At 46.9% G+C, this 19,332-nt stretch carries 11 protein-coding genes; 5 read left to right on the forward strand and 6 right to left on the reverse strand.

The genetic code is table 11. From position 1 onward, the window contains the following. Positions 1-93: 93 nt before the first annotated feature. The gene (locus BUB86_RS04130; RefSeq protein WP_073205905.1) at positions 94-999 is read right to left on the reverse strand and encodes a PfkB family carbohydrate kinase; all 906 of its coding nucleotides are present in this window, start codon (positions 997-999) and stop codon (positions 94-96) included. Positions 1,000-1,129: 130 nt separating this feature from the next. On the opposite strand from BUB86_RS04130, the gene BUB86_RS04135 reads away from it, so the two are divergent. The 4 genes from BUB86_RS04135 to BUB86_RS04150 are packed head-to-tail and all read left to right on the forward strand — an operon-like array spanning position 1,130 to position 7,949. Next, positions 1,130-2,452: a glycoside hydrolase family 28 protein gene (locus BUB86_RS04135; RefSeq protein WP_073205908.1), complete on the forward strand. Its 1,323-nt coding sequence runs from the start codon at positions 1,130-1,132 to the stop codon at positions 2,450-2,452. A 42-nt stretch (positions 2,453-2,494) separates the two neighbouring features. Further along, a complete protein-coding gene (locus tag BUB86_RS04140; protein WP_073205911.1) occupies positions 2,495-5,488 on the forward strand; it encodes a SusC/RagA family TonB-linked outer membrane protein in 2,994 nt (997 codons plus the stop codon). 31 nt (positions 5,489-5,519) lie between these two features. After that, complete coding sequence (locus BUB86_RS04145; RefSeq protein WP_073205916.1) at positions 5,520-7,166, forward strand: RagB/SusD family nutrient uptake outer membrane protein; 1,647 nt, start codon at positions 5,520-5,522, stop codon at positions 7,164-7,166. A gap of 48 nt (positions 7,167-7,214) precedes the next feature. Then, positions 7,215-7,949 carry a glycerophosphodiester phosphodiesterase family protein gene (locus BUB86_RS04150; RefSeq protein WP_139261393.1) on the forward strand — a complete coding sequence of 245 codons (735 nt, stop codon included), beginning with the start codon at positions 7,215-7,217 and terminating at the stop codon, positions 7,947-7,949. A gap of 364 nt (positions 7,950-8,313) precedes the next feature. On the opposite strand, the gene BUB86_RS04155 is transcribed toward BUB86_RS04150, so the two are convergent. From BUB86_RS04155 to BUB86_RS04170, 4 genes are read right to left on the reverse strand one after another with little or no spacing between them, the layout of a single operon-like run. Further along, positions 8,314-10,320, reverse strand: a complete 2,007-nt coding sequence (locus tag BUB86_RS04155; protein WP_073205924.1) for a DUF5121 domain-containing protein — start codon at positions 10,318-10,320, stop codon at positions 8,314-8,316. A 19-nt stretch (positions 10,321-10,339) separates the two neighbouring features. Beyond that, positions 10,340-11,851: a glycoside hydrolase family 30 protein gene (locus BUB86_RS04160; RefSeq protein ID WP_073205926.1), complete on the reverse strand. Its 1,512-nt coding sequence runs from the start codon at positions 11,849-11,851 to the stop codon at positions 10,340-10,342. A gap of 11 nt (positions 11,852-11,862) precedes the next feature. After that, positions 11,863-13,362 carry a RagB/SusD family nutrient uptake outer membrane protein gene (locus BUB86_RS04165; protein ID WP_073205929.1) on the reverse strand — a complete coding sequence of 500 codons (1,500 nt, stop codon included), beginning with the start codon at positions 13,360-13,362 and terminating at the stop codon, positions 11,863-11,865. A 13-nt stretch (positions 13,363-13,375) separates the two neighbouring features. Further along, on the reverse strand, positions 13,376-16,354 hold the full coding sequence (locus tag BUB86_RS04170) for a SusC/RagA family TonB-linked outer membrane protein (RefSeq protein WP_073205932.1): 2,979 nt from the start codon (positions 16,352-16,354) through the stop codon (positions 13,376-13,378). Between the two features lie 456 nt (positions 16,355-16,810). Between BUB86_RS04170 and BUB86_RS17925 the strand changes: the two genes are divergently transcribed. Next, positions 16,811-18,466: a DUF6377 domain-containing protein gene (locus BUB86_RS17925; protein WP_254795090.1), complete on the forward strand. Its 1,656-nt coding sequence runs from the start codon at positions 16,811-16,813 to the stop codon at positions 18,464-18,466. A gap of 145 nt (positions 18,467-18,611) precedes the next feature. Here the strand turns inward: BUB86_RS17925 and BUB86_RS04180 are convergent, their stop codons facing one another. Continuing rightward, complete coding sequence (locus tag BUB86_RS04180) at positions 18,612-19,010, reverse strand: hypothetical protein (RefSeq protein ID WP_139261395.1); 399 nt, start codon at positions 19,008-19,010, stop codon at positions 18,612-18,614. Positions 19,011-19,332 lie beyond the last annotated feature (322 nt).

Below are 19,332 nucleotides of genomic sequence, written 5' to 3' on the forward strand. Positions count from 1 at the left end.
TAAATGCAATTTGGTGCAAAGATAGTCAGAAAAAACCAAACGACCAACAATATACCCTTAAAAGCAACAAATCCTATAATATTTGATACATTTTCAACTATTTTTCTTTATGACTTGGTACACATCTTCTATATGATGAGCAAAGGGTCCTGTATGCTCAAGTTTCAGCGTACACATGGCAGCGGCAAACTGTCCACTCTCGGCATAGCCCATACCCTTAGCACGGGCATACAGATAACCAGCACTATAGGTGTCGCCACATCCCGTAGCATCCACCAGTTTAGCTGGCGGAAAAGCAGGAGTCTCATAGAACTTACCGTCGGCCAGAATCATAGAGCCGCCACCTCCTAATGTTACTATCACCTCACGTACTCCCCAATCATGTATCTGCTGGGCAGCCTCACGAGGATTGGTAATGCCCGTAAGTGTCAGGCACTCCCACTCGTTAACCTTCAGGATAGCCGTATGCTTCAGCAATCTCAGCTTGTCAGTCCACTCCACAGCTTTTACCTGTTCGCCATCCACCTTGCGCAGATAACCCTGAACGTCTATGCTCACATCACCCTTACTGGCCAGATACTCTACTATCTCTGGTGCAAAGTCATCTGCCAGCAAAGTACCCAGATGATACACGCGAGCCTGTTCATCTTTTAACTGATCGAGCGTAAATGGTGCCGACTTTGCCAAAACCCGCTGGGTTCGGTTGTCCATATTTTCACCATACTTATTCTCGAAGAACACATTTGTAGGACTTTCAAAGGCTGTTACCCGAATACCTGCCTTACGTAGTTTATCGACTTCCGGCATCACCTCCTGGCTCACCGAAGTAATCATATGGAATGACGGAGATTGAGATTCTTCTCCTTCCGAATTCTTCAACTTTTCTATAGCCCAAGCCATATAATACGCCGATCCGCCAGCACAATGGGCTGTCATTGGCGGATTTTGTGTGATAATCCTATCACGAGTTATATGCCCTATACAACAAATATCTGTCATAATATCGACTTTTAATTGAATAAAATCTTCTTTTTGGATGCAAAGATAACATTTTTTTGCTAAAAATTTTGTTTTATTCAGAAAATATACTATATTTGCAGCGAATTATTCGTTACTACTAATATTGTTAATGACCAAAAGAACGTTGTTGCAGTTTATTCTGCTTTGGGCGACAATCATGTCATCAGCGGCACAGACGATTTACGATGTGACGGTTGCAGGAGCTATTGGCGATGGTATCACAGACGATGCCGTGGCCATTCAGCGCGTTATCGATCGCTGTTCGCAGGAGGGAGGCGGCAGAGTATTACTGCCACGTAACCACACTTTCCTGGCTGGCCCCATCGAGCTTAAGAGCAACGTCGAATTATACATCGAAGCTACAGCCACACTGAAAGCCAATCCCGATGAGAGCATTTACCACCTGAGTGCCTTTGGCGAGAACCGAGGCGAAGGTATGTTGTGGCTCTGGGCCAACCACGCCGAGAATATCAGCATTTGCGGTAAGGGCACCATCCACGGAAATGGTATCGCTTTTATGGGAGCTGAGTTGAGCGACAGCTACGAGCTGAAGCCTCTGGCCGACCAGGCTTTCGATCCACGCCCTCATGTACTGACACTTACTGATGTCAAGAACCTCACCATCCGCGATGTAACCATCAAAGAGGGTGCTTATTGGACAGTACACCTGATTGGATGCAACGAGGCAGTCATCGAGGGGATCAATCTGCTGAACAACCTGAAGATCCGCAATGGAGATGGTATCGACATCGACCATTCAAAGAATGTTCGCATCGCTAACTGCCACATTACTAGTGGCGACGACTGCATCTGCCTGAAGAACCGTCGCGAGTTCGAGCAATACGGCTCTTGTCACGACATCACCGTCACCAACTGTGTCATGTCATCTCGTTCTTGCGCCATCAAGATTGGTAGCGAGAACATGGATTCTATATATAATGTAGTATTCGACAACTGCATCATCACTGGTTCAAACCGTGGTCTAGGTATCCAGAATCGCGACGAGGGTACTGTGACCGATGTGGTTTTCTCGAATATCCAACTGGATTGCCACCTGTGGAGCGACGTATGGTGGGGAAAGGCTGAGCCAATCTATGTAACCAGCTACCCACGCGCCAACGGCAACCACAAGGATGCCAACTGGCGATTCCCCAAGGGACAGATTGAAGGCCGTTGCGGCGAGGTGAGCCGTATCTACTTCAATAACATCACCGCTACCAGCGAGAACGGCTGCTTTGTAGGTGGCGACGTAGCTGGTAAAGTGAAGGATATCTTTTTTAATAATGTACGCGTAAGACTTCTTGGCGAAGGCAGCCGCAGCATGGACAAACGACCATGCAAAGGCGAAGGTTTTATCAAGGCCAACCTGAAAGCCATGAAGAGCATGAAGGTTCCTCTGATAACCGAAAACGCTACAGTTGTGATTGAATAACAATTTAAATAATTTCTTTTATACTAACTTTTATTAATAATTATGCAAAAGATCCTAAATCTCAAGCAAGGAACTCAGAAGGCCATGTTCTTCGTGTTCTTTCTGTTGTGCAGTACAGTGATGCTGGCACAGAACAAGGTGTCGGGAACTGTACTGGACGCTACCGGTGAGCCTCTGATTGGCGTAAGCGTTCTGGAGGCAGGAACCAACAATGGTGTAGTTACTGATTATGATGGTAACTTCGCACTCACAGTTAAACAAGGCGCCAGACTTACATTCTCGTATGTAGGCTACAATTCTCAGACTCTCCCTGCCCAGAACGGCATGAAGGTTACTCTCGAGGAGGACAACAAGGTGCTGAACGAAGTTGTAGTAGTAGGTTATGGTACTATGCGCCGTAAGGACGTTACCTCATCTATTACCACAGTTAAAGCAGAGGACTTGAACCGAGGTGTATTTACCGATCCAGGTCAGATGCTGCAGGGTAAGGTGCCCGGACTGGTTGTTTCTTCAACAGCCGACCCAAATGGTTCACCAACCATCACGTTGCGTGGTGCTTCTACACTGCGTACAGGTGCTATGTCGCCATACTATGTTGTAGATGGTATTCCTGGTGTTGATATCTCTATTGTATCTCCTGATGATATCGAGAGCATCGACGTACTGCGTGACGCTACTGCTACCGCTATCTATGGTTCTAAGGCTGCCAACGGTGTTATCATCATCACAACCAAGAAGGGTGGTGAGGATAAAACCAATGTTACCTATAATGGTTATGTGGCATTCGACAATATCCTGAAGAAGTACGATGTGGCTACTGCTGCAGAATTGCGTGAGTACGCCTCGAAGAATGGTGTTACTCTTAAGGATGGAGGCGCTAATGTTGATTGGCAGAAGGAAGTGCTGCGTACAGGTATTAGCCATAATCATAACTTAGGTATTACTGGTGGAAATGGTCGTACCAACTATATGATTAGTGGTAACCTGATGAAGCGTGAAGGTGTTATTAAGATGACAGGTATGGATCGTTTCAATTTACGTTCACTTGTTTCTACTAAGACGCTGAAGGATCGCCTTACTCTGTCGATGAGTTTGAATGCTATGTATGGTAAGCACTTTGGTGTGCCTACAGGTGACAAGGGTGCTTCTGTTCTCGATGCGATGAACTACTACTCGCCAACCAATCCTATCAGAGAAGCTGATGGAACTTGGTCAATTGGTAAGGGATCAAAGAACTACAACCCACTGGCTCTGATGGAGGAGAATATCTCTGAGACCATCTGGAAGCGTAACCAGTTTATCGGTAAGGCCACACTTGAGATTCTGAAGGGCCTCCTTTGGAATGTAAACTATTCTTGGAGCAACTATCAGAGCACATATAGTGCATACAATACTCGCGATTCTCAGATTGAGGGTGTTGGTAATAAGAATGGTCAGGCCAGCCGCAATACCTATTTTGGCTACGAGCAGACCTTCGAGACCTATCTGAACTACGGCTTTACAACAGGTAAGCACAAGATTGACCTGATGGCTGGTTACACTTGGGAAAAGAAGAAGAACAATGATGGCTTTGGTCTGAGTGTTGAGGGGTACTATAATGATGACCTGACATGGTATAATATGTCGTATGCACAGACTATTCTCGGCGTTCAGAACTCTGTATCAAGCGGCTATGTTGAGAATGTAAAGAACATCTCGTTCTACGGACGTGCCAACTACTCGTTCGATAGCCGCTACATGCTGCAGGCTACTATTCGTCGTGATGGTTCTTCAGTATTCGGTAAGAATAACCGTTGGGGTACCTTCCCATCAGTATCAGCTGCATGGAACATCACAGAGGAGAGCTTCATGAAGAATCAGAAGATTTTTGATAACCTGAAGTTGCGTGCTGGTTATGGTGTATCAGGTAATGCTATGGGATTCGATATTTATTCTTCATACGAAACTTATGGAGCTTCTGGTACATTTAAATACGATGGCAAGACCTATCGTACTTATGGTGCTACCAAGAATGCTAACCCTGACTTGAAGTGGGAGACCACATCAATGCTGAATATCGGTCTTGACTTCGCATTCTTGCGTGGTCGTATCAACGGTACTGTTGAGGTTTATAACAAGAAAACTAAGGATCTGATTTGGGGCTATCCTGTTTCTACTACACAGTATGTATATGGTTGGATGGATGCTAACGTTGGTGAGATGACCAATAAGGGTATTGAGTTCTCGATTAATGCCGTTCCTGTTCGCACTAAGAACTTTACATGGAGCACCACTATCAACCTGTCGCATAATAAGAACAGAGTTGACAAAATGCAGAACGAGACTTATCATACAACTAACCTGTCTCAGGGTGATCCTGACGTAGCTGGTGTTTCTTCTGATGGATGGACCCAGCGTATTATGGAGGGTGAGCCTATTGGTACATTCTATACCTATCAGTATGCAGGTACAGTTAATGGCCGTTCAGAGTATTATGTATTGGACGAGAATGGTAATCGTACAGGCGAAACCACAAATAACCCAAGTCTGAAGGATCGTTCTATTACAGGTTGTGCACAGCCTAAGCTGAATGCAGGTTGGAACAATACCCTGACTTATAAGGATTGGAGTTTGAACGCCTTTATTACTGGCGTATTCGGCAATGATGTTTACAACAGCCCACGTGCTCACTACACCAGTGCACAGTTGTTCTCTGATGGAAAGAACGTGCTGAAGGAGTTCCTGTCGTTCCCAGCTGGTGATGCTTCTGGTTCACTCCCATCTGACCGTTGGATTGAAAAGGGTACCTATGTTCGTCTGCAGTCTCTCTCTCTGAGCTACACATTCCGTAACTGTTTCAACAACTGGATTCAGGATCTTACCCTCTATGGTACAGCTAACAACCTTCTTACTATCACCAACTACAAGGGACTTGATCCTGAGGTTAACCTCGGTGGTATCGACCCTGGTATTGACTATCGTTGGAGCCGCTTCCCACACGCTCGTACCTTCATGGTTGGTGTGAAGATTAACTTTGGCGATGGCAAGAAGAAATAAAGTTATTATCATTTAATAAGATTCAAGTATTATGAAACTAAATAAAGTATTCCTTGCAGCTGGCATGTTTGCCGTAGCGTTAACCAGCTGTACCAACTTGGACGTAAATCCAAGTTCACAATATACTGAGGACCCCAGTAAGAATTCTGGTGTAGATCCTATGATTATGGTAGAAGCAAAGATGGCTGACGTTTATTTCCATCTTTCAGGAACACTTGGTCGTCGTTATATGGAGGCTCAGTGTCTTGCATCAGATGAGTTTACACCTCTTGCTTTCGATGGAGGTTATTATGATAGTGGTACTTACGCTCATCAGGCACTTCATGACAGTAGAGCTACTGATGCTTCACTTGATTGGTATGATGATGTTACTTCTGGTATCACAAAGGCAAATACTGTACTTGAGGAATTGGGTAGTAGTGCTTCGGCACAGATGACAGCTCCAGCTCGCGCCATGCGTGCTTACTTTACATGGGTGTTGATGGATAGTTTTGGTGATGCACCTATTCTTGAGAAGGTGCCTGCCGAAGGTGAGGTTGTTGCCCGTTCTCCACGTAAGGAAGTTGCCGAATGGATTGAAAGTGAGCTTATTGAAATCATTCCTTCGCTGACAGATGAGTTAACAGAGAATACATACGGTAAGCCAACAAAATACATGGCTCAGGCATTATTGGCTAAGCTTTACATCAACTGGGCTGTTTATACAGCAGAGTCGGTTGACCAGTATGATGCAGCAACTGCTGCCAATCCAAAGCTTGATGCTTGTGTTGAGGTTTGTGATGAGATTATCAATAGCGGTAAATTCAATCTCGGTTCTGTTGACTATCTTCACAAGTTCTCTTATGATAATGGTTCTCATGTAGAAGACTTTATCTATGTTATGCCTTATGATGTACTTACCCTTCCTGGTATGCAGTACGCTCGTCCTCGCTCGTTTAAGCAGATGAAGGGATTACTCCCCAACTATTATGGCTCAACCGAAAAATTCACTAATTCGTTTGGTGGAAACATGGTTGTGACACCTGAGTTTGCTAAGTTGTTCTGTCTCGATGGTGACATCCGTAACCTCTGTATTCTGCGTGGCGATGTTTACAATCGTGATCCCAAGACTCTGCAGCCAACTTCTGAGCCTTTCATGTATAATAATAAGCAGGTGCACTTTACAGAAGACATCACACTCATTAAGGAGGATAATACTATCGATGTTGGTAATGACGATAATGCTCTTCAGCAGGGTTGCCACTCAATCAAGTGGTTCCTCATCCCAGGTGACTACAATGTAAAATACGAGCCTGGTAATAAAGATGGACGTAGCCAGTCTAATGACCTTCCAATATTCCGTTATGCTGATATCCTGCTGATGAAGGCTGAGGCCCTTGCACGTATAGGTAAGACTGGTGCTAAGGATCTCTTCAATCAGATTCGTGCTTACGCTGGTGCACCTCAGATTACTGCTGAGCCTACACTGGAGGAAATCTACGAGGAGCGTGGTCGTGAGTTCTTCGATGAGAACTGGCGTCGTAACGATATGATTCGCTTTGGTCACTTCGAGGATGAGTTCTTCCCTCATTATCAAGGATTCCCCGATGCAAACTTCGACAAGCGTCATCGTATCTTCCCTGTAAAGCAGTCAGTGCTTGACCTGAACCCAGGTTGGGAGCAGAACCCAGGTTACTAATCTTTTATAGATAATAACCCTATTAATAAATGCTGGGCAGTCACCACGGTGGCTGCCCAGAATATTGAGATAGTGGTTCATCGTGGAGCCAATGCCCTGGCGCCCGAGAACACCATTGCCTCTACCGACTCTGCGCTGAAATATGGTGCAACATGGATAGAGCTGGACATACGCAAGTCGAAAGACGGCGTGCTTTTCAACCTGCACGACGAGACACTCGACCGTACCACCAACGGTAAAGGAAGACTTGCCGATATGCTTGCTAAGGATGTCGGCAAACTCGATGCCAGCAGCTGGTTTAGCCTATTGTATCAAGGCGAACCCGTTCCTACCATAGCCTATATGCTTGACTACCTGAAGGGCAAGGCCAAAGTTTTTTTCGACGTGAAGCGTGGAACACCCATTCCTGCCTTGATTCACTTAGTGCGAGAGAAAGGCTTTGCAGATAACAGCTTCTTTTGGTTTGCCGACGAGGGCATGCTCCGTGAGTTTATTACACTGGCCCCAGAAATGAAGATCAAGGTAAATGCAGGGGATATTGACCGTCTGAAGTATTGGCAAGCCATCTGTAAGCCATCCTTTGTAGAGATAGCACCAGAAAAGATTACAGATAAATTCCGTAAATACTGCCACAAGCATGGTATAAAGGTAATGGCAGCATGTCAGGAAGATGACACTTCGCAGTTCCAACTGGTCATCGACAAACAAGCCGATATGGTCAACCTCGACCGCCCTGAAGTATTCCAACCTTTACTCACAAAAAAGCAGAACGCTGGTTATTAATCTCTTGTAGATAATGCAAACTCTAAATATCTAGGCAGTCACCGCAAGGTAGCTGCCTAGAGTTTTTTATAGTCCTCTGCCTAAAGGACTCGAGTCCTTTAACCAAAGGATTGCAGTCCTCTAGGCAGAGGACTGCAATCCTGATTACGTAAGGACTGAGCTTACTATTAGTCTGTCCAGTTCAAATGCTTCTCATAGGCATCGAACTCCAAGTGTTCGAGACCTATTTCCTTTTGTACCTCTTTTACCTCTTTGGATACATCTACAAAGATACAACAAATATTCAAAAATCAACAGGAATAACGCAAAAAAGAGACGCAACCCAGATAAGAGCCGCGCCTCATTTAATTATAGAGAGAGGAAACTATTTCTTTTCTACTGTCAGCACACCATTGGCGATGCCGTTTGTCAGGTCGATAGTGAAGACGAAGGTATCGCCATCGTTCAGCGTAGCACCATCCTTCAGGAAGATGTTGCCGTTGTCGCTATCGGCTGCATTCACACGGAACCACTCGTTGTCGCTGTCCAGGTGGTAGTTGCCACCCTGACCGTTGAACTCAATACCCCATGATGGCTGGCCGAAGAACTTGAAGTTGATATCTGATGCTGCAAGCTGCTGACCAACTGTCAAGGTCATGCGATACTTCTTGGCGGCGATAGGCGCCATACACTGATCCCAGTCAGGATCGGTCCACCAACTCTTGTTATTGTCTGAAGTCAGGTAAGGCTTGTTCACGCAGTTAGAACCAATCACCCAGATAGAGCCAGTACCGTCTTCCTGCATAGTAGCAGCCGAGCCATCTTCGTTAGCAGGATAAACCTGCAGATACTTATAATCAGCGTAGGCCTTCAGGTTGTAGGTTCCATTGATACAGAGGAAGGTGTAAGTACCATCGTCGTTCTTCTTGAAGAAGTCGTTATCAACAAACCAGTCGTCAGCTACGATGCCACCAAACTCGAAGGTCATACCCTTCTTGATAGTCATAGTCTGGATGGCCTTATCCTCAAGCTCTACAGTCTGCACGCCAGCACCAGCGCCCTTCTTAACGATGAGCTTACCGTTAGCGCAACCGGCAGTCAGATCGACGGTAAAGATATAGGTATCGCCTTCGTTCAGAGTAACACCATCCTTGAGGTAGATATTTCCGTTGTCGTGACCGTTACCATCGCCCACGCCGAAGATCTCGCTGTCGCAGGTGAGTGAGTGGTCGCTGCCATCGCCCTTGAACTCTGTACCCCAGTTAGGCTGGCCGAAGAACTTGAAGTTAACATCGGTAGCAGAGAGCTGCTTGCCAACAGTCAGCGTTAACTGATATACCTTGTTACGAATCTGCGATGTTGCCTGATCCCACTCTGTACCTGTCCACCAGCCGTTATTATTAGAGGTGGTGAGATATGGCTTGTTGATGCCATTGCCACCAATCACCCAAAGGGCGCCAGAGCCATCTGCCTGAAGTGTAGCAGGTGCATCCTTGGTACCAGCATAAACCTGCAGGAACTGATAATTAGGATAAGCAGTCAGCGTATAAGTACCATCGATAGCGAGGAAAGTATAGGTATCATCGTCGTTCTTCTCGAAGAAGTCGTTGTCGATGAAATAAGAATCGTCTACAATACCCTGGAAGGTGTACTGGCGGCCCTGAACCATCTCACGGGTCAGCACGTTGTCGCTCTCGGTAAACATCAGCGGAGCTACAGTAATCTCCTCAAGAGGTCCATAGGTATAGTCGCGAGTGTTGAATGTTACCTCAACATCGCCCGATGAAACGGTCTGGAAGTCGATATTACCCTTCTGACCAAGAACAATCTCAGAACCGTTGCTACCAAACACCCACTCACCGTCGCTGGTCTCAAAGTGACCCTTGAAAGCTGTCTGAACTGTATTGAAGGTAACAGAGTAGTTATAGTCATCACCCTCGGTCATAGGATAAACCTCATCATCAGAGGTAACGAACTGCAGATTGCTGAAGTGTGGGCGCTCTACCTGAACAGGCACCTCGACAATGGTCTTTGAGGTGGTAACGTTCTGCAGTGTCAAGCGTACGATAGCCTCACCATTAGGGATATACTGCAGGAAAGGCACATTCAGGCTCACGTTATAGTCGCCCTCGGTCTTAGTGCGGATAGTTTTCTGGTCAACTACCTCGCCGCTGAAACAGAGTTCAGCTTTGAGGGTTGAGAGAGCAGTATGGGTTTTATCAGAACAGTTAACGTTGAAACTGCACTCCTGGCCCATCTGGGTGCTGCCAATAGAAGAGGCATTGATCAATGGGTCGCCCTGAAGCACGATATTCTGATAATCTTCGTCGATACAAGCCGTCAGGAATGGGAGAACGGCTAACATTGCGATGATAATTCTAATTGATTTCATAATCCTTACTTATTAATGATTACCAATTGCATGACACAACAGACTGAGCAGGAATCAGGGCCTTGAAGTGGCGCTGACCATCGCTGATAGTGGCATTGATGGCTTCATCGCCATTATTCAGAACCACTACAGCATAAGTACCATCGTTGTTGCGGAAAGCAGAATAAACCAAGCCGTTCTTTACCAGCGATCTCTGAGCAGCACCAATACGCATAGCATTAGGACGCACTACGCTCGACATGTGAGAGATGACATAGTAGTGAGAGTTGCGGGTGATGGTCTTATAGTCGAGGGCGATATCAACGGCACCATAGCAAGTCTGACAACCACCATCGAGGTTGGGGCCCATATTCACGTCGAGCATCAGGTTCCACACCAGCACAGCCTTACACCACTGGTTAACGGTACCCAGTGTTACGTTCTTCATATCCTCCATGAGGCGCTTCGACAGGTTGCGACCATCGTTCCAAGTACCGATACTTGACTCAGAGAAGATAAGCTCCTTGTCTGAAGCCTGATTGTGGATATCGGTCAGCTCACTGTTGCTGCCACCATAGTCGTGATAGGCCGAACCTACTACCAGCTCGCTACCCTCGAACTCGTTACCAAGCGCGTTGTAAACCTTTACAGGATAATCCTCCTGATCGGCTACGTTGTCGTAGTTGTAGTTGTGGTCGAACAGATAGATCTTGGTATTGATACCAGCCTGCTTGAAGGCGCTGGCCAGCTCGGCTACGAATGGAGCTTCCTCCTGCCAAGGCATGTAGAGCGAAGCACAGTTGGCCTTGTTCAATGGCTCGTTCTGTGGCGATACAGCATAGATCTTGATATTCTCTTTAGCCATAGCCTGGATGAACTTCACGAAGTACTGGGCATAGTCCTTACGATAGTCTGGGTTCAGATGACCATCGGTCCAAGAGTCGAAAGGTGTCTTGGTCTCGATATTGCTCACCTTCATCCATTTGGGGCAGGTCCAAGGAGCAGCAATAATCTTCAAGTCAGGATTGATAGCCAGGATCTCCTTCAATACAGGAATCACATATTGTGTCTCGTCAGAGTAAAGACGGAAGTTCTCCAAACCTTTCTCGTCGCAAAGCGAATACTCTGTGCTCGAGAAGTCGTTACATCCGATGGAGATACGAGCGTAGCTCACACCGTAACCCTCGCTCACGCTGTAAGTCTGCTTCAGGAAGGCAGCACGATCCTCGGCCGACATCTTCAACAGATTATAACAGGTAGAATAGGTGATGGCAAAGCCAAAGCCATCCATAGTCTGGAACTGCTGAGTGGGATCAACCAGAATGGTAGAAGGTGCCATATTGGTTGATGTAAAAATCTCGGCTGCGCTCTTGGTGAGCTGGTTGGTACCAGAACCTGTGGTGGTATAGATAGTAGCTACATCGCCCGTTGGAGCTGGAGTTTCACTATTGTTTGCTGGACGGGCAGCACCGTCGATTGATTCTATTGAGCACGATGACACAGAGAGCATCACGGCTGTTGCTATGCTGAATATAGACATTTTAGTTTTCATTGTTCTTTAAATTAATAACCGGGGTTTTGTTCTAGATTTATATTTTCGTCGAGGGCTGTCTGTGGCAGAGGCAACAGATAGCTGTTCTCGTCGTACAGGCGCTTCTGCTCCAGACGGCCAGCATCCTTGGCATATACAGCGTTCATGTACTGCTCTACCTTACCGTTACGGCATAGGTCGAACCAGCGCTGACCCTCGAAGGCAAGCTCCAGACGGCGCTCGTGCAGCACCTTCTCAACCATATCGCCAGAAGCATCGATATCCTTCAGGTTGACACGCTGACGAATCTGGTTTACCAGCGATGCAGCCTGCTGGGCATTGCCCTGATGAGCGTAGGCCTCAGCCTCCATCAACAGGATATCAGCCAGACGCAGTTTGTAGCGGTTGCTATAGCTGGAGCGGCACTTATACATGAATGGATAGTGCGAAGCGGGATAGTAGTTAGACCATGTGCACTCGTAGTAAACCACGCTCTCGTTGAAGCGGATCTCATCACCCTCTGCAGTAAAGTCGCTAATCAGGTCGCGCGATGGAGTAATCCACTTGGCCCAAGTAAAGTAGTACTCATAATCGTCCAACTGGCGGCCATACATCCATGTCTCCCAGTTACCGTTACCAGTAGTATAATGTACCTCGAGGATTCCCTCGGTAGTGTTACGCTTCACGCAATCTTTCTTGTCGGCATCATAGCCCCAAAGTGTAGCATAGTCGGGCTCGAGTTCCAGACCAGCTGTATTGCGTACCTTCTCGGCATACTCAATCACCTTGGCGTAGTTCTGCACAGGGCGCTCGGCATAAACCTTTGCCAGCATAGCCTGCGCTACAGTCTTGGTGAGCAGGGTGCGATCAGACTGACTGAAATCGGGTGCATTCTGAACACCATCCTCCAGGTCGCTGATAACCTGCTGATAGCACTCTTCGCTTGTCATCTTTGGAGGGAAATAAGTAGGATAGACCTCCTCTACATTATCAGATGTAATGGTCTTGGCAATGCTGGTGATAACAGGGAATGAGCCCCAAAGACGAGCCATGTCAAACATCACCAACGCACGGAAGATGCGACCCTCGGCCTGCCACTGGCGATACTCTGCATCGCTTACCTGGTTCTTGGCCTTCAGTTCGTCGAGTCCGTTAATCAGCACGTTAGCCTGAGCAATATCTGCCAGATAACGGCTCCAGTCACGACTAAGCACAGAGTTGCTGGCGTCGATAGAGTTGGTCTCGTAAGGCACTACCTCGGCACCTGTGGTACCTGCATAGGCATTATCAGAGTGCGACTCGGCTATGAGCAGCATGTCGAGCGACCAGTGCTCCTGACGGTTACGAAGCAGTTCATAGAGATTCTTACGCTGGTCGATAGCAGCCTGCTTGTCCTTCAGTACAGCAGCCACCGAGTCGTTCAGCACACCCTCAGTCAGCTCAGTAGGATCTGAGATAGGGTCTTGGTCGAGCGAACAGCCAACCATCATGGCTGCCACCAGTGACATATATAATATTTTGATTGCTTTCATTGCTTATTGATTTTTAGAATTCAACTTTAAGTCCGATTGAGAATGACTTGCACAGAGGATATGTACCCCAGTCGAGTCCCTGTACTGAGCCGCTGTTACCATTCTGGTTCACCTCTGGGTCCATACCCATGTACTTGGTGAGGGTAATCAGGTTGGTAGCCGACATATATGGCTGCAGCTTAGTGATATGAAGCTTGCGCAGGAAGTTGCGAGGTACATCGTAAGAGAGTGATACGTCTTTCAGACGGATATATGAACCATCTTCGAGGAAGTAGGTTGAGTTATGCATCTCGAATCCGGCCTTTGGCACGTCGGTAATCTGACCAGGCACACGCCAGCGCTCCAAGACGCGGGTGGTCTGGTTCTTACCGTCGTACATTCCCTCAGTATCCATGCGGCCTACGTTATAGACATCGTTACCATACGATCCTTGGATAAGCACGCTCAGATTGAGGCCTTTATATGAGAAAGTGTTGGTTAATCCGAAAGTGAAGTCGGGGTTAGGATCACCAATGTAGGTACGGTCAGAAGCCGATACCATACCATCGCCATTTACATCGCGATACATCAGTTCACCTGTTTCAGGATCTACACCGTCACTGATATAACCCCAGAATGAACCCAGAGGACGACCAGGTGTATTGCGAACCACATACTCGTTTACAAAGTCGGTAGTCTTGGCAGCATAGTAGATCTGTGTCAGCTTCAGGCTCTTCAGCTCGTTGCGGTTGAACGAGATATTGAAGTCGGTATTCCACTTGAAGTTCTTGCCAACAATGTTCTTTGAACTGATGGTGAACTCAAAACCCTTGTTCACTACCTCACCACCATTGTAAGGCAGAGAGTTAGCTGCGGCCGAACCTGAGGGCAGAGTGATCCACATCAGCATATCGCTGGTCTTCTTGTAATAATAGTCTGCATAAAGAGTCAGACGGTTCTTCAGAACAGTCACGTCGATACCGATATCGGTCTGGGTTGTGGTCTCCCAAGTGAGCTCAGGATTCGACAGCGACGACTGACTGCGAGTTGGGGTGGCGTTGGCATCGTTACCCTCGCCAAACCACTGGATGCGGTTGATGTTGTACGAAGCCAGATAGCTGTTGTTGCCCAGTCCGCTCTGGTTACCGGTCTGCCCCCAGCCACCGCGAATCTTCAGGTCGTCAATCCAGGTTACATTCTTCATAAACTTCTCGCTGGTTACGCGCCAAGCGGCTGAGAATGAGGGAAAGTAGCCCCAACGATGACCAGGAGCCAGCTTCGACGAACCATCGGCACGCAGATTGGCAGTAAACAGATAGGTATCGTTGTAGTTGTAGTTGAAACGTGCAAAGAACGACTGCATAGCCCAGTGACCAGCCCATGAGCCAGTACCTGTCCACGAAATCTTGTTGGCACCGTTCAGGGTCTTGATATCGGCATTAGCGTAGTTCGAACCGTTAATCCAGTTGTTAGAGCTCTTATCTGTTGTACCAGATGAACCTAACATCAGGTCAACGCCGTGAACACCGAAGTTCTTCTTGTAGTTCAGGATGTTATCAAAAGTCATGGTAGTGCGGATGCTACGTGCATCGTAGCCTGTACCATAAGTATCGCGACCATACTGAATCTCATGAGGATCAAGGAAGTTCATGGTTGTTCCCTGTGTGCGCTCCATCGAGAGACTAGAGGTCAGCTGCAGCTCGGGCAGGAATGTAATGGTAGCCTTGCCCGTAGCTATCAGCTTATTGTAGTTAGTGCGATTATCTTTTGAACGGGCGATATTCTCCAGCGGGCTGGTGATGTTTACGCCATAGAAGCTGTTGTTATACTGCTCGGGCTTCTCTGGGTTCCAGATGGATGCATAGGTTGGGGTGTTAATAACCGACAACAGCACACCACCGCGGTTGGCACCTGTACCAGAGGTAATGCCGCCACGATATGTATAGTCTGAATAGGTAACGCTGGCATTCAGGCGGAGCCAAGAACGCAGATCGTTCTCAACAGCAGCACGGAAGTTATAACGCTCAAAGTCGGTATCATGAATCACACCATCCTCCTTGGTATAACCACCCGACAGGAAGTAACGCAGCTTATCGGTACCGTTGGTTACCTGCAACTGATAGTTCTGCACGGCACCTGTACGGAAAGTCTCCTTCATCCAGTCGGTCTGGTCGGTCAGTCCGTCAGGGATATTCACCAGGCCTATCTCGTCCTGCAGTTCCTTATACTCCCAGGCATTCAGCACCTTTGGCGTATGGTTAACCTGGCTGAATGAATAATGTGCATTAAACGAAACTTTAGCAACGCCCTGCTTGCCCTGCTTGGTACCGATGATGATAACACCATTGGCAGCACGGCTACCATAGATAGCTGCCGAAGAGGCATCCTTCAGAATCTGGATGTCGTCGATATCATCAGCCGAAAGGAAATCGATATCCTCGAAAGGCACACCATCTACTACATAAAGCGGGTTATTTGAGCCATTCAATGAAGTAGTACCACGCACGCGAACGGTAGGCGCAGAACCTGGCTGACCGTTAGCCTGCGAAATCTGCAATCCGGCAGCCTTACCCTGCATACCCTGTGCGGCACTTACAATGGGGCGGTTCTCCAAGTCCTTGGTAGATACGCTACTTACGGCTGTTGTAACGTCCTTACGCTTCACAGCACCATAACCAATGGCAACTACCTCATCAAGCAGGTTGTTGTCTTCCTTCAACACAACCTTCATCTGAGCAGCAGCCTTTACATTCTGGGTTACGTAACCAATGTAGCTGAATTGCAAAGTGGCGCCCTTTTCAACCTGCATGTTGAAATGGCCGTCGAGATCGGTAACTGCACCGTTTGAGGTGCCCTTTTCAAAAACTGACGCGCCAATAACAGGGTTGTTCTGGTCGTCGATAACTTCTCCAGTGACTTTCAGCTTCTGCGCTGATACCGTCAAAGAAAGAAGCATTGCAAATAAGACAAAGACTATTCGTCTCATTGCGTTCAGGTTTTTTCTTTTCTTCATAAATTCTTTTTTATCAGACATTATTTTAAAAAACGTTTTCTTCTGTAATTTATTCTCTTAAATGTTCCCTTACAACAATCTTAATTACCTTATTAAAACTAATGCCTACCGATTATCAGGTTATAAACCTAATCAACTAACTATTCATTACTAACTTAACTAACCAATTAACTCTATATGAAATTCCTTCGCCAAGTTTTCGGTTGCAAAATTACAGCAAATGTAGGCACTATCCTATAACATCAAGACTAAAATATGGATGTTTTAAAGACCATAAAAAAGTGATATAGCTGATTATTAACGAGTTAGCTTTTTTCTACCTCATCAGGAAATATGGACAGTATCAAGAGAAATATGATAGTTTTTTTACCTGAAAATGAACAAAAAACGACTAAAAATGATGCTCGTTAAGAATAAATGACTATCTTTGCAGGCACAAACATCAAAATAACTAAAATGATACGATTCATATTCTTATTGGCAGTATTGGGCCTTGGCCGCATCGCATCGGCCGCCGAAAAGCCTGATTTAGACTCGTTGTATCATCAACTAGACAAAGCTATCGAGCAGCTGGACGATCGTTTGGCCGAACGTCAGGAACAGATCAACTCGCTGAAAGCACAATACGCCAAAGCCCACGAGCCCATGAGGCGCTACCTGTTGGCAGAAGATTTGTATGAGGCCTATCGCAAACTGATGAACGACTCGGCTTTGGTTTATGGCAAACAATGTATCAAATTGGCCGATAACATGGGGCGCCCCGACCTGAAGGCAGAGAGCTATATCCGCTTGGCACATCAATATGGCGAAAGTGGCGCTTACGGCGAAGCACAGAAGTATTTCCAGCTGGTTGACGTCAAACAGCTGAGTACTGATGCTGCCAAGATAGCCTACTACGAAGGCCTGAACCATCTGTATGGCGAGATAGCAACCTATACCAACGACACAGAATATAAGTACCAGACCTATAAGCTCTCGGATGCCTATCGCGACTCCATCATGAATATAGCCGATACCACATCTATCCTATGGCTATCCAAAAAGGTATCGCTGCTGTATACACACGACCAGTTTGAAGAGGCCAAGCGCTATAGCGACATCTGGATGACCAAGGTAGAGCCCATCACCCCCGACTACGCCTATATGGCCTATATACGCTCTGAGATATATGGAAAATTGGGCCATCAGGATATGGAGCGCTATTGGTTGGCTTCATCGGCCATCAGCGACCTGCGATGCAGCATTATGGACCAGGCTTCGCTCTGGATGCTGGCCGGACGACTGAGTGCCGAAGGCGACATGGAGCGAGCCTACCGCTATGTAGAGTGCTCTTGGCGATGTGCCACCATGTTTAATGCTCATCTGCGCAGTTGGCAGATATCGCCTGTACTCACCGTGATCAACGATAACTACAAGAGTCAGCTTCGCAACACCAACCACATGCTGTCTATCATGGTGGGGGCCGTTAGCATCCTGGCTTTGTTCCTGTTTGGGTCATACATCTATGTGATGCGCAAGCGCCGCCAGTTGGCTGCAGCCCGAAACGAACTGAAGGAGGCTAACAACGAGCTGGTATCGCTCAACGAGCAGCTGTCAGACAAAAACCAGAAGCTGCAAACCACCAATATCCTGCTGTCGGATGCCAATCGCGTAAAAGACGAATACATCGGCAAGTTCCTCAGTATCTGTTCTGATTATATCGATAAACTAGACAACTATCGCATCAAAGTACATCGCAAACTCAAGGCCAACCAACATGCCGACCTGTTGCGAATGACGGGCTCAGAGCAACTCAAGGAGGATGAGCTGAAGGAGCTGTTCGACAACTTCGACGCTGTTTTCCTGCGATTGTTCCCCACGTTTGTCGACGACTTCAACAGCCTGCTTAGGCCCGAGGAGCACATCATCCCTTCGAGCAAAAGCCGACTGAACACCGACCTGCGCATCTTCGCCCTCATCCGACTGGGCATCGACGAGAGTTCAAAGATTGCCGAGTTCCTCCACTACTCGCCCAACAGCATCTACGCCTACCGTGCCCGCATCAAAAACAAAGCCGCCGGCAACCGCGACGACTTCGAACAACGCGTAAAAGAAATAGGCATACAAGGATAACGTTTTATGATGTCTATCGGTCGTAAACAACTGTTTTAAACCAATCTCTCATCACACCACGATTGACCCATCATCAAGAGCCGCCAATCCGCTAACTCCCAAGATACTGCGCCCTTTACACTTGCGAATCACCGTCGAGTCCGTTTCATACCAATACTGTTCCTTGGGCTGCAAGTCGTCGCCAAACGACTGCAAGCGCAGACGATTCCTGATCTTTCTCACCACTCACAAAGATTGTCTGTGACTGAGGCATATAGCAGACGCCCTCCTCATCGCGGTTAGGCAGGCCGCTGGTAAGAAAGGAGTCTTCATGAACAGACAGCAAGTCGCCTGTGATACTATCCGTCTCTATCGTCATCAGATAAAAACCTGCTGTTGGCGACTTGTCATTCGCCACAGCATATTTTGAACCTCCTAGCCACGCAATGCCACTATAGTTGCCTGCAGAGACCGTTTTTGGGAAAGCCCTCTGCTTATGTAAAGTCACCTTCTGCGCCATCAGCGTCAGTGGTGCCAGAACCAAACTAATCCATATCCACCTCATATCTTTATTCTCACCGAAAGTTATTTCTTCATGCTTGCAAATAAGCAATCACAGGGTCTTCTGATCATCTTTATTGAATCACAACTTTTGTATAACACCAAACGAAACTCCCGTAAGTCTAGATAACTGACGGAGACCAGTCCCGCTTTTCTTTCTAATACGTTTTGCCATTATTACCGATGGTTTATTAATTCGATTACAAAGATACAAACTTATTTGTAATCCGCAAAAGAAATAACGAGAAAATGATCAAAAGAACCGACCCCGTGACTGATTCATTTGTTTATAGAAATCTTATTGGGAAATTCGTAATAATATTCTT

Source organism: Xylanibacter ruminicola (assembly GCF_900142525.1).
Lineage (GTDB): Bacteria > Bacteroidota > Bacteroidia > Bacteroidales > Bacteroidaceae > Prevotella > Prevotella ruminicola_A.

Bases quoted from the DNA above. Each gene is read 5' to 3' on its own strand.
- BUB86_RS04170 (WP_073205932.1), bottom strand. From the start codon at position 16,354: ATGAAGAAAAGAAAAAACCTGAACGCAATGAGACGAATAGTCTTTGTC.
- BUB86_RS04180 (WP_139261395.1), bottom strand. From the start codon at position 19,010: ATGAGGTGGATATGGATTAGTTTGGTTCTGGCACCACTGACGCTGATG.
- BUB86_RS04145 (WP_073205916.1), top strand. From the start codon at position 5,520: ATGAAACTAAATAAAGTATTCCTTGCAGCTGGCATGTTTGCCGTAGCG.
- BUB86_RS17925 (WP_254795090.1), top strand. From the start codon at position 16,811: ATGATACGATTCATATTCTTATTGGCAGTATTGGGCCTTGGCCGCATC.
- BUB86_RS04165 (WP_073205929.1), bottom strand. From the start codon at position 13,362: ATGAAAGCAATCAAAATATTATATATGTCACTGGTGGCAGCCATGATG.
- BUB86_RS04160 (WP_073205926.1), bottom strand. From the start codon at position 11,851: ATGAAAACTAAAATGTCTATATTCAGCATAGCAACAGCCGTGATGCTC.
- BUB86_RS04155 (WP_073205924.1), bottom strand. From the start codon at position 10,320: ATGAAATCAATTAGAATTATCATCGCAATGTTAGCCGTTCTCCCATTC.
- BUB86_RS04130 (WP_073205905.1), bottom strand. From the start codon at position 999: ATGACAGATATTTGTTGTATAGGGCATATAACTCGTGATAGGATTATC.
- BUB86_RS04135 (WP_073205908.1), top strand. From the start codon at position 1,130: ATGACCAAAAGAACGTTGTTGCAGTTTATTCTGCTTTGGGCGACAATC.
- BUB86_RS04140 (WP_073205911.1), top strand. From the start codon at position 2,495: ATGCAAAAGATCCTAAATCTCAAGCAAGGAACTCAGAAGGCCATGTTC.